This window comes from Roseovarius sp., assembly GCF_965228755.1.
GTDB lineage: Bacteria > Pseudomonadota > Alphaproteobacteria > Rhodobacterales > Rhodobacteraceae > Roseovarius.
Window position 1 is genome coordinate 258,123 of record NZ_CBDDIG010000005.1, and the last position, 15,032, is coordinate 273,154.

16 protein-coding genes and 1 tRNA gene are annotated in these 15,032 nt (G+C 66.3%); 10 read left to right on the forward strand and 7 right to left on the reverse strand.

All coding sequences use genetic code 11. The features are described 5' to 3' along the window. Window positions 1-9: 9 nt before the first annotated feature. Both ACO07J_RS04560 and ACO07J_RS04565 read right to left on the reverse strand, forming a co-directional pair. Window positions 10-378, reverse strand: coding sequence for a hypothetical protein (locus tag ACO07J_RS04560; RefSeq protein ID WP_350485218.1), 369 nt, complete (start codon window positions 376-378; stop codon window positions 10-12). A 40-nt stretch (window positions 379-418) separates the two neighbouring features. Next, entirely contained in the window at window positions 419-643 is a 225-nt protein-coding gene (locus tag ACO07J_RS04565; RefSeq protein ID WP_350485219.1) for a hypothetical protein, read from the reverse strand. A gap of 325 nt (window positions 644-968) precedes the next feature. On the opposite strand from ACO07J_RS04565, the gene ACO07J_RS04570 reads away from it, so the two are divergent. The 3 genes from ACO07J_RS04570 to ACO07J_RS04580 are packed head-to-tail and all read left to right on the forward strand — an operon-like array spanning window position 969 to window position 3,336. Continuing rightward, a complete protein-coding gene (locus tag ACO07J_RS04570; RefSeq protein ID WP_350485220.1) occupies window positions 969-1,265 on the forward strand; it encodes a DUF3489 domain-containing protein in 297 nt (98 codons plus the stop codon). Further along, window positions 1,262-1,669 carry a DUF2924 domain-containing protein gene (locus tag ACO07J_RS04575; protein WP_350485221.1) on the forward strand — a complete coding sequence of 136 codons (408 nt, stop codon included), beginning with the start codon at window positions 1,262-1,264 and terminating at the stop codon, window positions 1,667-1,669. The genes ACO07J_RS04570 and ACO07J_RS04575 overlap by 4 nt, the downstream gene beginning before the upstream one ends. Then, window positions 1,666-3,336 carry a recombinase family protein gene (locus ACO07J_RS04580; RefSeq protein WP_350485222.1) on the forward strand — a complete coding sequence of 557 codons (1,671 nt, stop codon included), beginning with the start codon at window positions 1,666-1,668 and terminating at the stop codon, window positions 3,334-3,336. The genes ACO07J_RS04575 and ACO07J_RS04580 overlap by 4 nt, the downstream gene beginning before the upstream one ends. Before the next feature lie 351 nt (window positions 3,337-3,687). On the opposite strand, the gene ACO07J_RS04585 is transcribed toward ACO07J_RS04580, so the two are convergent. Further along, window positions 3,688-3,777: transfer RNA gene (locus tag ACO07J_RS04585), tRNA-Ser, on the reverse strand. Window positions 3,778-3,999: 222 nt separating this feature from the next. Between ACO07J_RS04585 and ACO07J_RS04590 the strand changes: the two genes are divergently transcribed. Genes ACO07J_RS04590 through ACO07J_RS04620 form a run of 7 tightly spaced genes read left to right on the forward strand, consistent with a single transcriptional unit; the run spans window position 4,000 to window position 10,317 of the window. Beyond that, window positions 4,000-4,872, forward strand: coding sequence for an SPOR domain-containing protein (locus tag ACO07J_RS04590; protein WP_422026716.1), 873 nt, complete (start codon window positions 4,000-4,002; stop codon window positions 4,870-4,872). Window positions 4,873-4,883: 11 nt separating this feature from the next. Beyond that, window positions 4,884-6,050, forward strand: coding sequence for a D-alanyl-D-alanine carboxypeptidase family protein (locus tag ACO07J_RS04595; protein WP_422026718.1), 1,167 nt, complete (start codon window positions 4,884-4,886; stop codon window positions 6,048-6,050). After that, complete coding sequence (gene tmk, locus ACO07J_RS04600) at window positions 6,047-6,673, forward strand: dTMP kinase (protein ID WP_422026720.1); 627 nt, start codon at window positions 6,047-6,049, stop codon at window positions 6,671-6,673. Before ACO07J_RS04595 ends, tmk begins: the two co-directional genes overlap by 4 nt. Next, window positions 6,670-7,791 (forward strand): DNA polymerase III subunit delta', encoded by a 1,122-nt coding sequence (locus ACO07J_RS04605; protein WP_422026722.1) that lies wholly within the window; start codon window positions 6,670-6,672, stop codon window positions 7,789-7,791. The genes tmk and ACO07J_RS04605 overlap by 4 nt, the downstream gene beginning before the upstream one ends. Window positions 7,792-7,797: 6 nt before the next feature. Further along, a complete protein-coding gene (locus tag ACO07J_RS04610) occupies window positions 7,798-8,589 on the forward strand; it encodes a TatD family hydrolase (RefSeq protein ID WP_422026724.1) in 792 nt (263 codons plus the stop codon). Next, window positions 8,586-9,383 carry an MBL fold metallo-hydrolase gene (locus ACO07J_RS04615; RefSeq protein WP_422026726.1) on the forward strand — a complete coding sequence of 266 codons (798 nt, stop codon included), beginning with the start codon at window positions 8,586-8,588 and terminating at the stop codon, window positions 9,381-9,383. The genes ACO07J_RS04610 and ACO07J_RS04615 overlap by 4 nt, the downstream gene beginning before the upstream one ends. Window positions 9,384-9,387: 4 nt before the next feature. After that, the gene (locus tag ACO07J_RS04620) at window positions 9,388-10,317 is read left to right on the forward strand and encodes an AEC family transporter (protein ID WP_422026728.1); all 930 of its coding nucleotides are present in this window, start codon (window positions 9,388-9,390) and stop codon (window positions 10,315-10,317) included. Window positions 10,318-10,372: 55 nt separating this feature from the next. Here ACO07J_RS04620 and ACO07J_RS04625 read toward each other — a convergent pair whose 3' ends face one another. The 4 genes from ACO07J_RS04625 to pobA form a co-directional block, all read right to left on the reverse strand. Further along, window positions 10,373-11,602 (reverse strand): mandelate racemase/muconate lactonizing enzyme family protein, encoded by a 1,230-nt coding sequence (locus ACO07J_RS04625; RefSeq protein ID WP_422026730.1) that lies wholly within the window; start codon window positions 11,600-11,602, stop codon window positions 10,373-10,375. A gap of 85 nt (window positions 11,603-11,687) precedes the next feature. Continuing rightward, entirely contained in the window at window positions 11,688-12,773 is a 1,086-nt protein-coding gene (locus tag ACO07J_RS04630) for a zinc-binding dehydrogenase (protein WP_422026732.1), read from the reverse strand. 195 nt (window positions 12,774-12,968) lie between these two features. Beyond that, on the reverse strand, window positions 12,969-13,757 hold the full coding sequence (gene pcaD / locus ACO07J_RS04635; RefSeq protein WP_422026734.1) for a 3-oxoadipate enol-lactonase: 789 nt from the start codon (window positions 13,755-13,757) through the stop codon (window positions 12,969-12,971). A gap of 97 nt (window positions 13,758-13,854) precedes the next feature. Further along, window positions 13,855-15,024 (reverse strand): 4-hydroxybenzoate 3-monooxygenase, encoded by a 1,170-nt coding sequence (gene pobA / locus ACO07J_RS04640; RefSeq protein ID WP_422026736.1) that lies wholly within the window; start codon window positions 15,022-15,024, stop codon window positions 13,855-13,857. Window positions 15,025-15,032: the final 8 nt, after the last annotated feature.

Here is a 15,032-nt window from a genome sequence, read left to right on the forward strand (position 1 = left end):
TCAGCATGGTTACGGTATCGGCACGCTCCTGCCAACCGGGACGGCGCACCTCTGTCCAGCGGCGATGTCCTGCACCAGCTCCATGATCAATGCAGCGAGCTTGTCCGCTCCCAGTTTTTCGAGGTTGGTCTTGTTCAGGGTCCTTTCGACATGGTGAAACTTCTGAATATTCTTAGATACGTACTGCGGACGATGCCCGACACGGCGCGTTGCAGCAATCAGGAATGTGGGCGACTCTGCGGCACTTGATCCGTTGACCAGTGCCGAACCGGTGCCTCGCGGTGGGTGGTTATTTACACTGTGCTGCCGCGCCGGTTCGAGCGTTGCTGGTGAGGTGTCGACGCCGCCGTCCTCAGGGGGAAGGCGATAGAGGATCAACTATGAGACCGCACCATATGCGGGCAAGAGGCTACTCATTTTATGTGTCTTCGGTGCGTCTCAGGGCCTCGGCGACCAGTTCCGCCAGTCGCCGTGTCTCGCCGTCACTCTGAGTGGCCGCTTGGTCAAAACCACGCGCCAGATCTTCGCGTGCATTCGGGCCGTTTGTGACGGCCTCTGCCATCCCCATGACCATCGCCACTGCCGCGTGTCGCACTTCCATCACTTGATCCTCAAGTGCCTTGATTTTTTCTTCCGGTGTCATCTTGCTCTCTCGATATTTATCCGCGTCTTTTGATAGTGGCGACCTAGAATGGCTCGCGCCCCCATGCGTAGTCCAATCGGTGAGCGGTGATAAAGAACCCATCTGTTTTTGAGCTGGGTAGAATTCTGGAAGTTGTATCGTCTTTGTCGTCCGACGCCATCAGTTTGGATGTTTTGCGCATCTTGTAAAACATTGACTTATACTCCGGAACGTACTGGACTGTCGCGCCCGTTCGAGCGTTTCTGTCCATGCGCCCGACACATGTTCCGGGCTGCTCTCGGTGACAGGGCCGGCATCCGGCTGGCCCGCAAACCGGGAGAGGTTAATGACGAAGATGAACGCAATGGCGGCGGGCATTAAGGCCGGGAGCGCGGCGCACAAACGGCAAGCCCCCAAACCGAAGATGCCTAGGAAGACGAAATCGGCGCTTGTGCGCGAGATGCTGGACCGCGCGGGCGGGGCAAGCCTCGACGATCTCTGCAAGGCGACGGGTTGGCAGCGGCACACAGTCCGCGCGGCGTTGAGCGGGCTGCGCAAGGCCGGCCACGTGATCGACCGCACCAAGGATGGCGATGGTACGTCTGTTTACCGCACCACATTGACGGACGAGGCCCACCAATGATCTCGGTAGCGGAGATCGAGGTGATGGACCGCCCGCAGCTCGTGGCTTTCTGGCGGGACGTCTTTGACGCCTCGCCGCCAAAGAATCTCAGCCGGCCCTTTCTGCGACGGACGCTCGCCTTTGAGGTGCAGGCCCGCGCCATAGGCGGCTTGCCCAAGGGCTTCATGAGTAAACTGAACCGCGCCGCGGGTGAGGACGCGCCGAAGCGCAGCCCGGGTCTCCAGCCAGGCGGCCGGCTCCTGCGCGAGTGGAACGGCGTGACCCATGTTGTCGACGTCACCGAGCAGGGCTTTCGCTGGCGGGATCAGACCTGGCGTTCGCTTTCGGTCATAGCGCGCGAGATCACCGGCGCGCACTGGTCCGGCCCGCGCTTCTTTGGGCTTGCTGGAAGGGCAGGGCGGTGAGCCGAAAGATCCGCTGCGCCATCTATACCCGCAAATCGACAGAGGACGGGCTCGAGCAGGAGTTCAATTCGCTCGATGCGCAGCACGAGGCCTGTGCCGCTTACGTCACGAGCCAGCGCGGCGAAGGCTGGAGCCTGCTGCCTGCTCGCTATGACGATGGTGGTGTCTCGGGAGGCACGCTGGAGCGCCCGGGCCTGCAGCGGCTGATGGACGACATCGATGGCGGGCGCATCGACATGGTGGTGGTCTACAAGATCGACCGGTTGACGCGGTCGCTCTCGGATTTCGCGAAGATTGTCGACCGGTTCGAGGCAGCGGGATGTTCCTTCGTTTCGGTGACGCAGGCCTTCAACACCTCGTCGTCGATGGGCCGGCTCACGCTCAACATGCTGCTGAGCTTTGCCCAGTTCGAGCGGGAGGTGACGGCCGAACGCATTCGCGACAAGATCGCGGCTTCGAAGAAGCGGGGCCTCTGGATGGGCGGCGTCCCGCCGCTGGGCTATGATCCCCACCCCGATACCAATACCCGCAGCCTGGTCATCAATGAGGTTGAGCGCGAGACGATCGAGACGCTTTACACCCTCTATGATGACCTCGGCTGCCTGCGCGCCGTCGAACAGGAAGCCGAGCGCCGCGGTTTGCGCTCCAAGCGGCACAGCTTCTCGACCGGCAGAGCCCAGGGCGGCGGGCCACTCTCACGCGGCCAGATCCACCACATTCTCTGCAACCCGGTCTACACGGGGCGCATTCGCCACAAGGACAAGGTGTTCGACGGGCAGCACGCGGCCATCATCGACGCCGATCTCTGGAACCGAGTGCAGGTCAAGCTGCAGGCGGCGAGCGCACGGCCGAGGTCGAAAGCTACGGTGCGGGGCGGCGCGACCGGTTCCGCGCCGCTGATGGGCAAGTTCCGCGACCAGACGGGCGATCGTCTGACGCCGAGCCACACGTCCAAGGGCCGCAAGCGGAGACGGTACTATGTCTCCAACCGGTTGCTAACTGGCGGGCCGGACGCGAGTGGCTGGCGATTGCCGGCGGGCCGCTTTGAGATCTCTGTCGCCCACCTCGTCGCGGACCACCTCGACCAATTGGCCCGGCGCCATGCGCTTCTCACCACACCGGATTTGGCGGCGTCTGAGGAAACGATGCGCATGGTGACCAGTTTGACCGAGCGCTTGCGGAATGGCGAAACACAAATCCTGACGGGGCTGGTCGCCAGCGGCCAACTCGGTGCCGAGAGAATCTCGGTGACACTCGATCGTAACGCGCTTGCGGGAAGTTTGGATCAAGTGCCTGCCAAGCTGTCCGAGCGGTCGGTCTCCATTGATGCCCAGTTCACGGTGCGGCGCCGGGGCGTGGAAAGCCGGATCGTCGTCGGGGACATGACGCCGGCCCCGGATCGCACACTCTTGCGCGGGCTGGCCAAAGCGCACAAATGGGCGTCGGACCTTCAAGGGGGTATGCCGATTTCGCAGATCGCCCGGCGCGAACAGGTCACTGAGGCGTATATCCGAACCCGGGCTCAACTGGCCTTCCTTGCGCCATCGATCCAAACGGCGATTCTGGATGGCCAGCAACCGGCCAGCCTGACCCTCGAAAAGCTTGTGCGCATGCAACTGCCGCTTGACTGGACAGAGCAGGAGCGGTGTGTGGAATGCGCCACATAAACGGTTCCCTGTTCTGCCAGTCGCGTTCCCTGAATTTCCCAGAAAATTCCCTGTTGGCCTGAAAAAATTCCCTGCGTCGAATCCCGGGAAACTGAACTGTAAGTCCCTGTTGTCGCGTGGATTTCCATGAGGCTTATAGGCCGGAAATCAATAATTTCCCTGCAAATTCCCTGCAAGCAGGGAAATTTCGGAAAACCGAACCGTCTCTGATGACCACTTGAGACGCGGGCCGTGATACTCAGGATTTTGGGGAATACGGTGTGTCTCAGTTCACATACCCTGCTCGCAAGCCGCGGAAATTGCGGCCGAAAACAAGGGAAAAACGTACACGGGAATTGAGACGGGTCTGGGTGGCGGAGGAGGTGGGATTCGAACCCACGGTACGCTTTCACGTACGCCGGTTTTCAAGACCGGTGCAATCGACCACTCTGCCACTCCTCCGGGTCCGCAACTCCTTAAGGGGGCGCGTGCGATTCTGAAAGGTGGCAAATCACGGGGAATTTCGCCAAGGGGCGCGCGGCGCACTTTTCTTGTGCCGTAACTGGCGCTAGACTGCGGGAGGCGAGGCCCGCGCGTCGGGTTTGCGCGTGGGGCAACAGCGGAAAAATCCGGGTCAACCGGTAGGGCGCAGGGCAACGCGCCGCGACAGGCAAGGAACTTGGGATGGCGTATCACAATTCAGGGCGCAGTTTGTTGAAGGCGGGCACGGCGATCGCGCTGGCGGGCGGGCTGGCTCTTGGCGGCTGCGGCGAGGGCACCGAGGGCGGGGCCTTCGGGTTCCTCAAGCCCAAGGCGGGCGAGGAAGAGGTGGCCGACATGCAGGACACCTCGACCACCAAGCTGGTCGAGCGCGATGTCGAGGCGCCGGAGGTCTTCCAGGTCACCGACAGCGGGTTGTGGGACGGGCGGCCGTCTCTGGGCGGGGTCTGGGTGGCGCACCCGGACGTGAAGGAGCCCGAGCGGGTGATCATCCGCAACGACAAGAATTCCAAGTTCGTGATCGGCGCGCTGTTCCGGCGCGAGCGCAGCAACCCGGGCCCGTCGATCCAGGTCTCGTCCGATGCCGCCTCGGCGCTGGGCATGCTGGCAGGCGCCCCGGCCCAGCTCAACGTGACCGCGCTGCGGCGCGAGGCGCAGCCCACGGCCGATGACGTGGCCGCCGCGCCGGCCGATCTGACCGCCCCCGATGCCGTGGAGGAGACCGCGCTCGACCCGGTCGACACCGCCGCCGCCACGACCGACCAGATCGCCACGCCGGTGCCCGCGCCGGAGCCCGCGCCCAAGCCGGCGCAGAGTTCGTCGCTGGAAAAACCCTATCTGCAGATCGGCATCTTCTCGGTCGAGGAGAACGCCCAGAACACCGCCGAGGCCATGCGCCAGAACGGCATGGTGCCGACGGTCAAGAAACAGAGCGCCAAGGGCAAGACCTTCTGGCGCGTCATCGTCGGCCCCGCCGCCAACACCACCGAGCGCAACGCGTTGCTGCGCAAGGTCAAGGGTGTCGGGTTCGACGACGCCTATCCCGTAACCAACTGAAGCTGATCCCTATGCCCCGACTTCTTCCCCTCCTGGCGCATATCGTGCTGATCCTCCTGCTGGCGCTGCCGGCCCGTGCCTTCGACACCAATGCCAAGGCCGCCTTCGTGCTCGACATGACGACCGGCACCGTGCTTCTGGAAAAGAATGCCGACACGCCGCTGCCGCCGGCCTCGATGTCGAAGCTGATGACGCTCTACGTGGCGTTCGAGGCGATCCGCGACGGTCGGCTGTCGCTGGACGAGAAGCTGCCGGTGTCGGAGCACGCGATGAGTTATGGCGGCTCGACCATGTTCCTCGACACGACCGACCGGGTGACCGTCGAGGACCTGCTGCGCGGGATCATCGTGCTCTCGGGGAACGACGCCTGCGCCGTGATCGCCGAGGCGCTGAGCCCCAACGGCACCGAGGCCGGCTTTGCCCGCTACATGACCCAGCGCGCCCAGAAGATGGGGATGACCAACTCGACCTTCCAGAATTCCAACGGCTGGCCCGCTGCCGGCCACCTGATGAGCGTGCGCGACCTTGCGCTGCTGGCCCGCCGGATCATCGCCGACTTCCCGGAATTCTACCCGATGTTCGCCGAGACCGAGTATTCCTTCGACGGGCGCGCCCCGCAGAACACCCAGAACCGCAACCCCCTGCTTCGGCTGGGGATCGGCGCTGACGGGCTCAAGACCGGCCATACCGAGCGGGCGGGCTACGGCCTGGTCGGTTCGGCCGAGCAGGGTGACCGGCGGGTGATCGTGGTGGTCTCGGGCCTGCAGACCGCCGCACAGAGGGCCGAGGAGGCCGAGGCGCTGCTGACCTGGGCGTTCCGCCAGTTCGTGCAGAAATCAGTGGTCAAGGCCGACACGCAGGTGGCCGCCGCCGATGTCTGGATGGGACAGGCCGACCGGGTCGGGCTGGTGCCGGGCGAGGATGTCTCGGCGTTGCTGCCTGTGCTGTCGGACGAGGAAGTGCAGGCGCAGGTGGTCTATACCGGCCCGGTGCGCGCGCCTGTGGCCAAGGGCGACGAACTCGCGCAGCTGGTCTTTGCGCCAGAGGGCCTGCCCGAGCGAAGCGTGCCGCTTTACGCCGCCAACGACGTACCGTCGGGCGGTTTCCTGGTGCGGCTGAAGACCGTGTCGGGGCTGTTGCTGAAACGGCTGCGGCAGGGCCCCGAGGGCCAGCTTTGAAGGGCGGCGCCCGGTTCATCACGCTGGAAGGGATAGACGGCTCGGGCAAGTCGACGCAGGCGCGGCTGCTGGCCGAGGCGTTGCGGGGGCAGGGGCACGAGGTGCGGCTGACCCGCGAGCCGGGGGGCAGCCCCGGGGCCGAGGAAATCCGCAAGCTGGTGCTGGAGGGCGACACGGATCGCTGGTCGGCCGAGACGGAAATCCTGTTGTTTACCGCCGCGCGGCGGGACCATCTCGAACGGGTGATCGCGCCGGCGCTGGAGCGCGGGGAGGTGGTGATCTGCGACCGGTTCGCCGACAGCACGCGGATGTACCAGGGCCTGCGCAGCGCCGAGGGGCGGGCGATGGTCGACCAGCTTCACGACCTGATGATCAAGCGCGAGCCGGACCTGACGCTGCTGATCGATCTCGACCCGCAGGCCGGGCTTGACCGGGCGCTGTCGCGCCAGGGCAGCGAGGAGCGCTTCGAGAGCTTCGGCACCGACCTGCAGGCACGGATGCGGGCGGGATTCCTGGCGCTTGCCGAAGATTTCCCCGACCGGATCACGGTCATAGACGGGGGCCGGGCGCCCGAACAGGTTGCGCAGGATATCCTGGGCGTCGTAACCTCGCGCCTCAGATGAGCGACGATCTTACCGCCAGACCAGACCAGATCGCCGGCGCCCCGCACCCGCGGGAGACGCCTGAACTCTATGGGCAAAAGCCCGCGGAGGAGGCGTTCCTGACCGCCTTCACCTCGGGCCGGATGCATCACGGCTGGCTGCTGACGGGGCCGCGCGGGGTGGGCAAGGCCACGCTGGCGTGGAAGATCGCGCGGTTCCTGCTGGCCACGCCCGAGGCCGACGATGGCGGTCTGTTCGGGGACGCGCCGCCCGCGCCCGACACGCTGGACATCCCCGAGGATCACCCGGTCGCCCGCCGCCTGCTGGCGGGGTCGGACCCGGGGCTCTACCACATCACCCGCCGGGTCAACGAGAAGACGGGGCGGCTGCGCGACATGATCGTCGCGGAAAATGTGCGTGATTTGAACCGCTTCCTGCACATGTCGGCGACCGAAGGGGGGCGGCGCGTGGTGATCATCGACAGCGCCGACGAGATGAACACGCAGGCTGCCAACGCCCTGCTGAAGATGCTGGAAGAGCCGCCGGGGCGGACAACCCTGCTGCTGATCAGCCACCAGCCGGCACGGCTTCTGCCGACGATCCGGTCGCGGTGCCGCGACCTGCGGCTGGTGCCGCTGGCGACCGACGACATGGCGGTCGCGCTGCGGCAGGCGGGGGTGGAGCCGGGCGAGGCGACCGAGGCGATTGCCGAGCTGTCCGGAGGGTCGGTGGGGGAGGCGGTGCGGCTGCTGAACCTCGATGGGTTAAAACTTTATGAAGAACTGGTCGGATTGGCGGCAAGCCTGCCGCGGCTCGACCGTCCGAAAGCCAACGCGCTGGCACAGGCCGCCGCCGCGCGGGGGGCCGAGGAGAAGCTCGACCTGCTATTCGGCCTGACCGAACTGATGCTGGCGCGGCTGGCCCGAACTGGCGCCACCGGCGCCCCGCCGCCCGAAGCCGCGCAAGGCGAGGCCGAGATGCTGGCCCGCCTGTCGCCCGGTCCGCACCAGGCGCGCGCGTGGGCCAGCCTCGCCGTCGAGATCGGCGAACGGGCGCGGCATGGCCGGGCGGTGAACCTTGACCCTGCCGCTCTGGTGCTTGATACGGTCTTCAAGCTGCAAAACTGTGCCAGAGCCTGAGGTTTCATGTCAGACCCCGTCGCGATTACCGACAGCCATTGCCATCTCGATTTCGACACGTTCGACGAAGAACGTGACGATATCGTTAATCGCGCGGTCGAGGCCGGGGTCACGAAGATGGTGACGATCTGCACCAGGCTGCGGCTGGAGCCGCAGGTGCGCGCCATCGCCGAGGCCTACGCACCCGTCTACTACGCCGCCGGCACCCACCCGATGAGCGCCGCCGACGAGCCGATGGCGACGGTCGACGAGCTGGTGAAGCTGGCCGAGCATCCCAAGTTCGTGGGCATCGGCGAGACAGGGCTCGATTACCATTACACCGCCGACAGTGCCGAGGTGCAGAAGGAAAGCCTGCACATCCATATCGACGCTGCGCGCGAGACCGGGCTGCCGCTCATCATCCATGCCCGCGATGCCGACGAGGACATGGCGAGCATCCTGACCGACGAGTACAGGAACGGCGCCTATAGCTGTGTGATGCATTGCTTTTCTTCCGGCGCCGCGCTTGCCAAATCGGCGCTTGAGCTAGGGTTCTACCTCTCCATGTCGGGCATCGCCGCCTTTCCGAAAAGCCAGGAGCTGCGGGATATCTTTGCCGCCGCCCCGGCCGACCGGATCCTCGTGGAAACCGACGCGCCCTACCTCGCGCCGCCGCCCTATCGCGGCAAGCGGAACGAGCCGGCCTATACCGTCCATACCGCCAAGGTGGGGGCCGAGGTCTTCGGCATGGACTGGCCCGAGTTCGCCGCACAGACGCAGGCCAATTTCCGGCGGCTGTTCTGGAAGGCCGCCGCATGACCGAAACGCGCTTTACCATCCTCGGCTGCGGATCGTCGGGCGGGGTGCCGCGGCTGGGCAACCACTGGGGCGATTGCGACCCCCAGAACCCGAAAAACAACCGCCGCCGCTGTTCCATGCTGATCGAGCGGGAAGGCGAGGGGGGCACGACGCGAGTGCTGATCGACACGTCGCCCGACCTGCGCAGCCAGTTGCTTGGCGCGGGCGTGGGCGAGCTTGACGCGGTGGTCTATACCCATGATCACGCCGACCATGTGCACGGGCTCGACGACCTGCGGATGATCGTCTTCAACATGAAGCGGCGGGTGCCGGTCTGGGCCGATGGGGACACGCAGAACACGCTTTATTCCCGGTTCGGATATGCCTTCATGCAACCTGATGGCTCGCCTTATCCACCGATCCTCGAGATGCACACCATCAAAGGCGACATCACGATCGAGGGCGCGGGCGGGGCGGTGACGCTCAGCCCGTTCAAGGTGAACCACGGCTCGATCGATGCGCTGGGCTTTCGCGTGGGCGACCTGGCCTACCTGCCGGACGTGGCCGAGATCCCGGAGGAGACATGGGGCGCGCTGGAAGGGCTGGATTGCTGGGTGCTCGACGCGCTCCGTCGCACGCCGCACCCGACCCATGCGCATCTCGAACGCTCGCTGGAATGGATCGCCCGGGCCGCGCCGCGCCGGGCGGTGCTGACCAACATGCATATCGACATGGATTACCAAACCGTGGCGGACGAGACGCCCGAGCATATCACCCCCGCCTATGACGGCATGGTGATAACCTATACGGAATAGGCCCTTGCAGGCTCTTCTTGACGTCATCCTTCCGGTCTTCCTGGTGATCGGGTTCGGCTATGTCGCGGTCTGGCGCGGCTGGTTCAGCCAGGCCGGCGTGGACGGGCTCACCAAGTTCTCGCAGAACTTCGCGATCCCCTGCCTGCTGTTCACCGCCATCGCGCGTCTGGACCTGGGGCAGAGCTTTGACTGGCGGCTTCTGGTCAGCTTCTACACCGGGTCGCTGGCGGGGTTCGTGCTGGGAATGTTCGGGGCGCGCTACCTGTTCGGGCGGGACTGGGAGGATTCGGTCGTCATCGGCTTCTGCTGCCTGTTCTCCAACTCGGTCCTGCTGGGGCTCGCGCTGACCGAGCGGGCCTACGGGGCCGGCGCGCTGGAGGCGAATTTCGCCATCATCGCGGTGCATTCGCCGTTCTGCTACGGCATCGGCATCTCGGTCATGGAGATCGTGCGCGCCAAGGGGCAGGCGGGTATCGGCACGGCCAAGAGGGTGCTGAAGGCGATGTTCTCGAACGCGCTGATCATCGGGATCGGGGCGGGATTTATCGTGAACTTCTCGGGCGTTACGCTGCCCGGCGTGTTCAACGACGCGCTTGACCTGATGGTGCGGGCGGCGTTGCCGGCGGCGATCTTCGGGATGGGCGGCGTGCTGGCCAGCTACAAGGCCGAGGGGGATTTCCGCATCGTGCTCTATGCCTGCCTGATCTCGCTGGTGGTGCACCCGGCGATCACCCGCAGCCTGGGCGTGGCGCTCAGCCTGCCGGTCGAACCCACGCGCTCGGCCGTGCTGACGGCGGCGATGGCGCCGGGGGTGAACGCCTATATCTTCGCCTCGATGTATGGTCGCGCAACGCGCGTTGCGGCGACGACCGTGCTGGTGGCCACGGCGTTAACCATTCTGACGGCCTGGGTATGGTTGAGCTTCCTTCCCTAAGCCCCGGGGAAACGGTCTGGAACACCAACCTTAAGAAATTGCAAACGCCCCGCGATCACTCTTCCGGCGGCGCGCCCCCGGCAAAGCTGTTGCCGTTGACGTAGTCGCAGGGCGCCTCCTGCATCTGCAGGTGCAGCCCCTCGCCGGTATAGGGGTGGGCGCGGGCGAAGGCCTCGTCGACCTCGATGCCGAGGCCGGGCGCCTCGGGCGGAGTGACGAAGCCCTGTTCGACGCGGATCGAGCCCTTGATCAGCCGGTCGTGGAACCCGGTCTCGATCGTCTCGCACATCAGCAGGTTGGGGATCGAGGCGGCGAGGTTCACGTTGGCCGCCCATTCCACCGGCCCGGCATAAAGGTGCGGGGCGAGCTGTGCGTTGTAAACCTCTGCCATTGCTGAGACTTTCTTCATCTCCCAGATGCCCCCCGCGCGGCCCAGGGCGGGCTGCAGGATGGCCGCCGCACCCTCTCGCAGGATCGGCGCGAACTCGGCCTTGGTGGTCAGGCGCTCGCCGGTGGCGATGGGGATGCGGACCTTGGCCGCCACCTGCGCCATCTGGCCGACGCTGTCGGGCGGCACCGGCTCCTCGTACCAGAGCGGCGAGTAGGGCTCGATCGCCTGGCCGAGGCGGATGGCGCCGGCGGTGGTGAACTGGCCATGGGTGCCGAAGAGCAGGTCGGCGCGGTCGCCCACGGCCTCGCGGATGGCCTTGCAGAAGGCCACGGACATCGAGATGTCGGACATGGCCGGCATATGCCCGCCGCGCATGGTGTAGGGGCCGGCGGGATCGAATTTTACCGCGGTATATCCGCGGTTTACGCAGTCCAATGCACTCTCGGCGGCCATCTCGGGCGAGGTCCAGAAATCGGCAATCTTGTGGTGCGGCAGGGGGTAGAGATAGGTGTAGGCGCGGATGCGGTCGTTCATCTTGCCGCCCAGCAAGGCCCAGACGGGCCGGCCACGGGCCTTGCCGAGGATGTCCCAGCAGGCGATCTCGAGGCCCGAGAAGGCCCCCATCACGGTCAGGTCGGGGCGCTGGGTGAAGCCCGAGGAATAGGCGCGGCGGAACATAAGCTCAATGTTTTCAGGGCTTTCGCCCATCATGTGCCGTTCGAACACGTCGCGGATGACGGGCTTCATCGCCTCCGGCCCAATGGTCGAGGCATAGCATTCGCCCCAGCCGGTGATGCCGTCATCCGTGGTCAGCTTCACCAGGATCCAGTAGCGCCCGCCCCAGCCCGGCGCGGGGGGCGAGGTGACGATGATGTCGAGGTCTTGCAGCTTCATGGCGGGGCTCCGGAAAGGGGCATTTCCAACGTCGGTATAACGTCGGTATTTTGTCGGTATTGCGTCGGTGCAGGATCGGTCCGGCCTAGCGCAGCATGATCACGTTGCGCCGTGCGCCACCCGCCTTGGTGTCGGCGAAGGCCTCGTTGATCTGGTCCAGCGTCCAGCGGTTCGAGATCAGCTCGTCGAGCTTGAGCCGTCCCTGCGCGTAGAGGTCCATCATCCACGGGATATCGCGCTTGATCACCACCTCGCCCATCTTCGAGCCGATCATGCCCTGGCCGGCGGCGGCGAAATTGGCGGGCTCATAGGTCGAGGCGGCCCCCGAGTGGGGCATGCCGACCATGATCACCCGGCCGCCCCCGGCCAGGTAGCGCGGCGCCTGGTCATAGGCGGGCACGGCGCCCACGGTGACGAAGACCGCATCGGCCCCCCGGCCCATCGCCGCCTTCGCCGCGCGCCAGGGCTTCGCCTCGGTCGCCAGCACGCCGTCGGTGGCGCCGAAGGCGCGGGCGTCCTCCAGCTTGGCCTCGCTCATGTCGACGGCGACGATGCGGCGGGCGCCGGCGATGCGCGCGCCCTGGATGGCGTTCAGGCCCACGCCGCCCGCGCCGATCACCACCACGTCCTGCCCCGCGCGCAGGCCGGCGGCGTTGACCACCGCGCCGATGCCGGTGATCACCCCGCAGGCCAGCAGGCAGGCGGCGTCCATCGCCATGTCCTCGGGCATCTTCACCACCTGGCTGTGATGCACGACGACCTTCTCGGCAAAGGCGCCGCAGGCCATGGCCTGGTGCAGCACACCGCCATCCGTCGTGGTGATCGGCCCGTGATCGCCGTCGATGGGGGTTTCGCAGCCCGTGGGCCGGCCGCCGCCGCAGCTGGGGCATTCACCGCAGGCGCGGATCAGCGTCACCACCACCGGATCGCCCTCGGCCAGCCCGTTGACCCCGGCGCCGACGCCCGTCACGCGCCCCGCGGCCTCATGCCCGTAAACCGCCGGCAGCGTGCCGCCCCAGGCGCCCTCGGCATAGGAAATGTCGGAATGACAGATCGCCACGGCGTCGAGCGTCACCTCGATTTCGCCCATCCCGGGGGCGCGCAGGTGGATATCCTCGATCACGAGCGGTTTGCCGAATTCGTGGCAGACGGCGGCCTTGATGGTTTGCATGTGCGTCCCTCCCGCAGGTTTTGATGCGCAGCCTGACCCGGATTCTTTCCGGGGTGCAAGCCGGAAAACGGGCCACAGGCCGGTGCCGGGCGGCAGGCCGCGCCCCCTGCTTCTTCTTGGGTAAAATATCCCGGGGGGAGCGTTGAAATCCCGCAGGATTTCAACGTGGGGGGCTGGCCCCCCCCTTGCGCCGGGTCAGATATGCCCGGTCTCGCGCAGGAAACCCGTCAGCAGCCCGGCGTATTCCTCGGGCTTCTCGACGCAAGGCAGGTGCCCCGCCCGGCGCATCAGGTGAAAGGACGAGCCCGGCACCAGCTCGACCGTCTCGCGCACGAGGTCGGGCGGGGTGGCGCCATCCTCGGACCCGGCGATGCCCATGACCGGCAGGCGCAGCCCGCTGGTGGGGGTATAGAAATCGGTACCGGCGATGGCGGCGCTGCAGCCGATGTAGCCTTCGTCGGGCTGGCTGACGAGCATCTCGCGCCATTGGGCGAGCTGGTCGGAGGCGAGGAAATCGCGCGAGAACCAGCGCTCCATCACCGCGTCGGCCAGCGCCTCGATGCCGCCCGCGCGCACCGCGTCGATCCGGTCCTGCCACATCTCCTGCGTGCCGATCTTGGCGGCCGTGTTCGACAGCACCAGCGCGCGGACCTGGTCGAGCCGCTTGACCGCCAGCCCCTGGCCGATCAGCCCGCCGATCGACAGGCCCACGAAGACCGCGTCACGCACCTCAAGGTGGTTGAGAAGCTGCTCGGCATCCCGCACCAGCGCGCCCATCCGGTAGGGCGCGGGCGGGACGGTGCTTTGGCCATGGCCGCGCTTGTCGTAGCGGATGATCCGCAGGCCCTGGGGCAGGTGGGGCAGGATGGAATCCCACAAATGCAGGTTGGTGCCGAGCGAGTTGGCGAAGACCACGGGCGCGCCGGTTGGGTCGCCGTCTTCGCTATAGTGCAGGGTGACGTCGTCGAGGGGCAGCTCGGGCATGGGGCCTCCGGTGGTCTTGTGGTTCGCGCCCCGGGCCGGGCCCGGGGCCTTGTTGTCGGCCGCGCGAGCTCCCGGGTCAAGCCCGGGACGGGGGGCGTCAGTAGGGCAGGCCCACGTAGTTTTCCGCCAGCGCCCGCTGGGCCGCCTCGTTCTCCGCCAGGAAGGCCAGTTCGGCCGCCTGCACGTGCAGGTCGAATTCCGACTGTTCAGGGAAGCGGTGGAGCAGGTTGGTCATTGACCAGCTGAAGCGCTGGGTTTTCCAGATGCGTTTCAGCGCGGTCTCGGAATAGCGGTCGAGCCCTTCGCTCTCGCCGTCCCGATAATGGGCGACCATGCCGTGGTAGAGGTAATGCACGTCGCTGGCCGCGGTGTTGAGGCCCTTGGCGCCCGTGGGCGGCACGATATGGGCGGCATCGCCGCAGAGGAACAGCCGGCCCCAGCGCATCGGCTCGCAGACGAATGAACGCAGCGGCGCGATGGATTTCTCGATGGACGGGCCGGTGACCAGTTTTTCTGCCGCATCTTCGGGGAGGCGGCGCTTGAGCTCGGTCCAGAAGGCGTCATCCTCCCAGTCTTCGGGGCGGTCGGAGAGGGCGCACTGGATGTAATAGCGGCTGAGGTTCGCGTTGCGCATCGAGCAGAGGGCAAAGCCGCGCTCGGAATTGGCGTAGATCAGTTCGTGGTCGACGGGGGGCGTTTCCGACAGGATGCCGAGCCAGCCGAACGGGTAGGTTTTCTCGTATTCGGTGCGCACCGCTTCGGGGATGGCCTGGCGCGAGGGGCCGTGGAAGCCGTCGCAGCCGGCGATGAAGTCGCAGTCGAGGCGGATGGTCCGGCCGCCCTGCTGGAAGGTGACATGGGGTGTGTCGGTGTCGAGGTCATGGGGGGTGACGCCGGCGCACTCGAAATACGTTGTGCCGCCCGCAGCGTCACGCGCGTCATAGAGGTCGCGGGTCACCTCGGTCTGGCCGTAGACGATGACATGATCGCCGGTGAGCTTCTCGAAATCGATGCGGAAGAGGCCGCCCTCGTGGGCGATGCCGGTGCCCTCGTGGATGATGCCTTCCTTGTCCATCCGCGCGCCCGTGCCGGCCTCGCGCATGAGCCGGGCAAAGCCGGTTTCCAGCACGCCCGCGCGGATGCGGGCCAGCACGTAATCGCGGGTCTGGCGTTCGAGCACCACCGTGTCGATGCCGTGTTTCAGCAGTAGCTGACCCAGCAGCAGGCCCGACGGCCCCCCGCCGATGATGGCGACCTGCGTGCGCATCGCGGTTC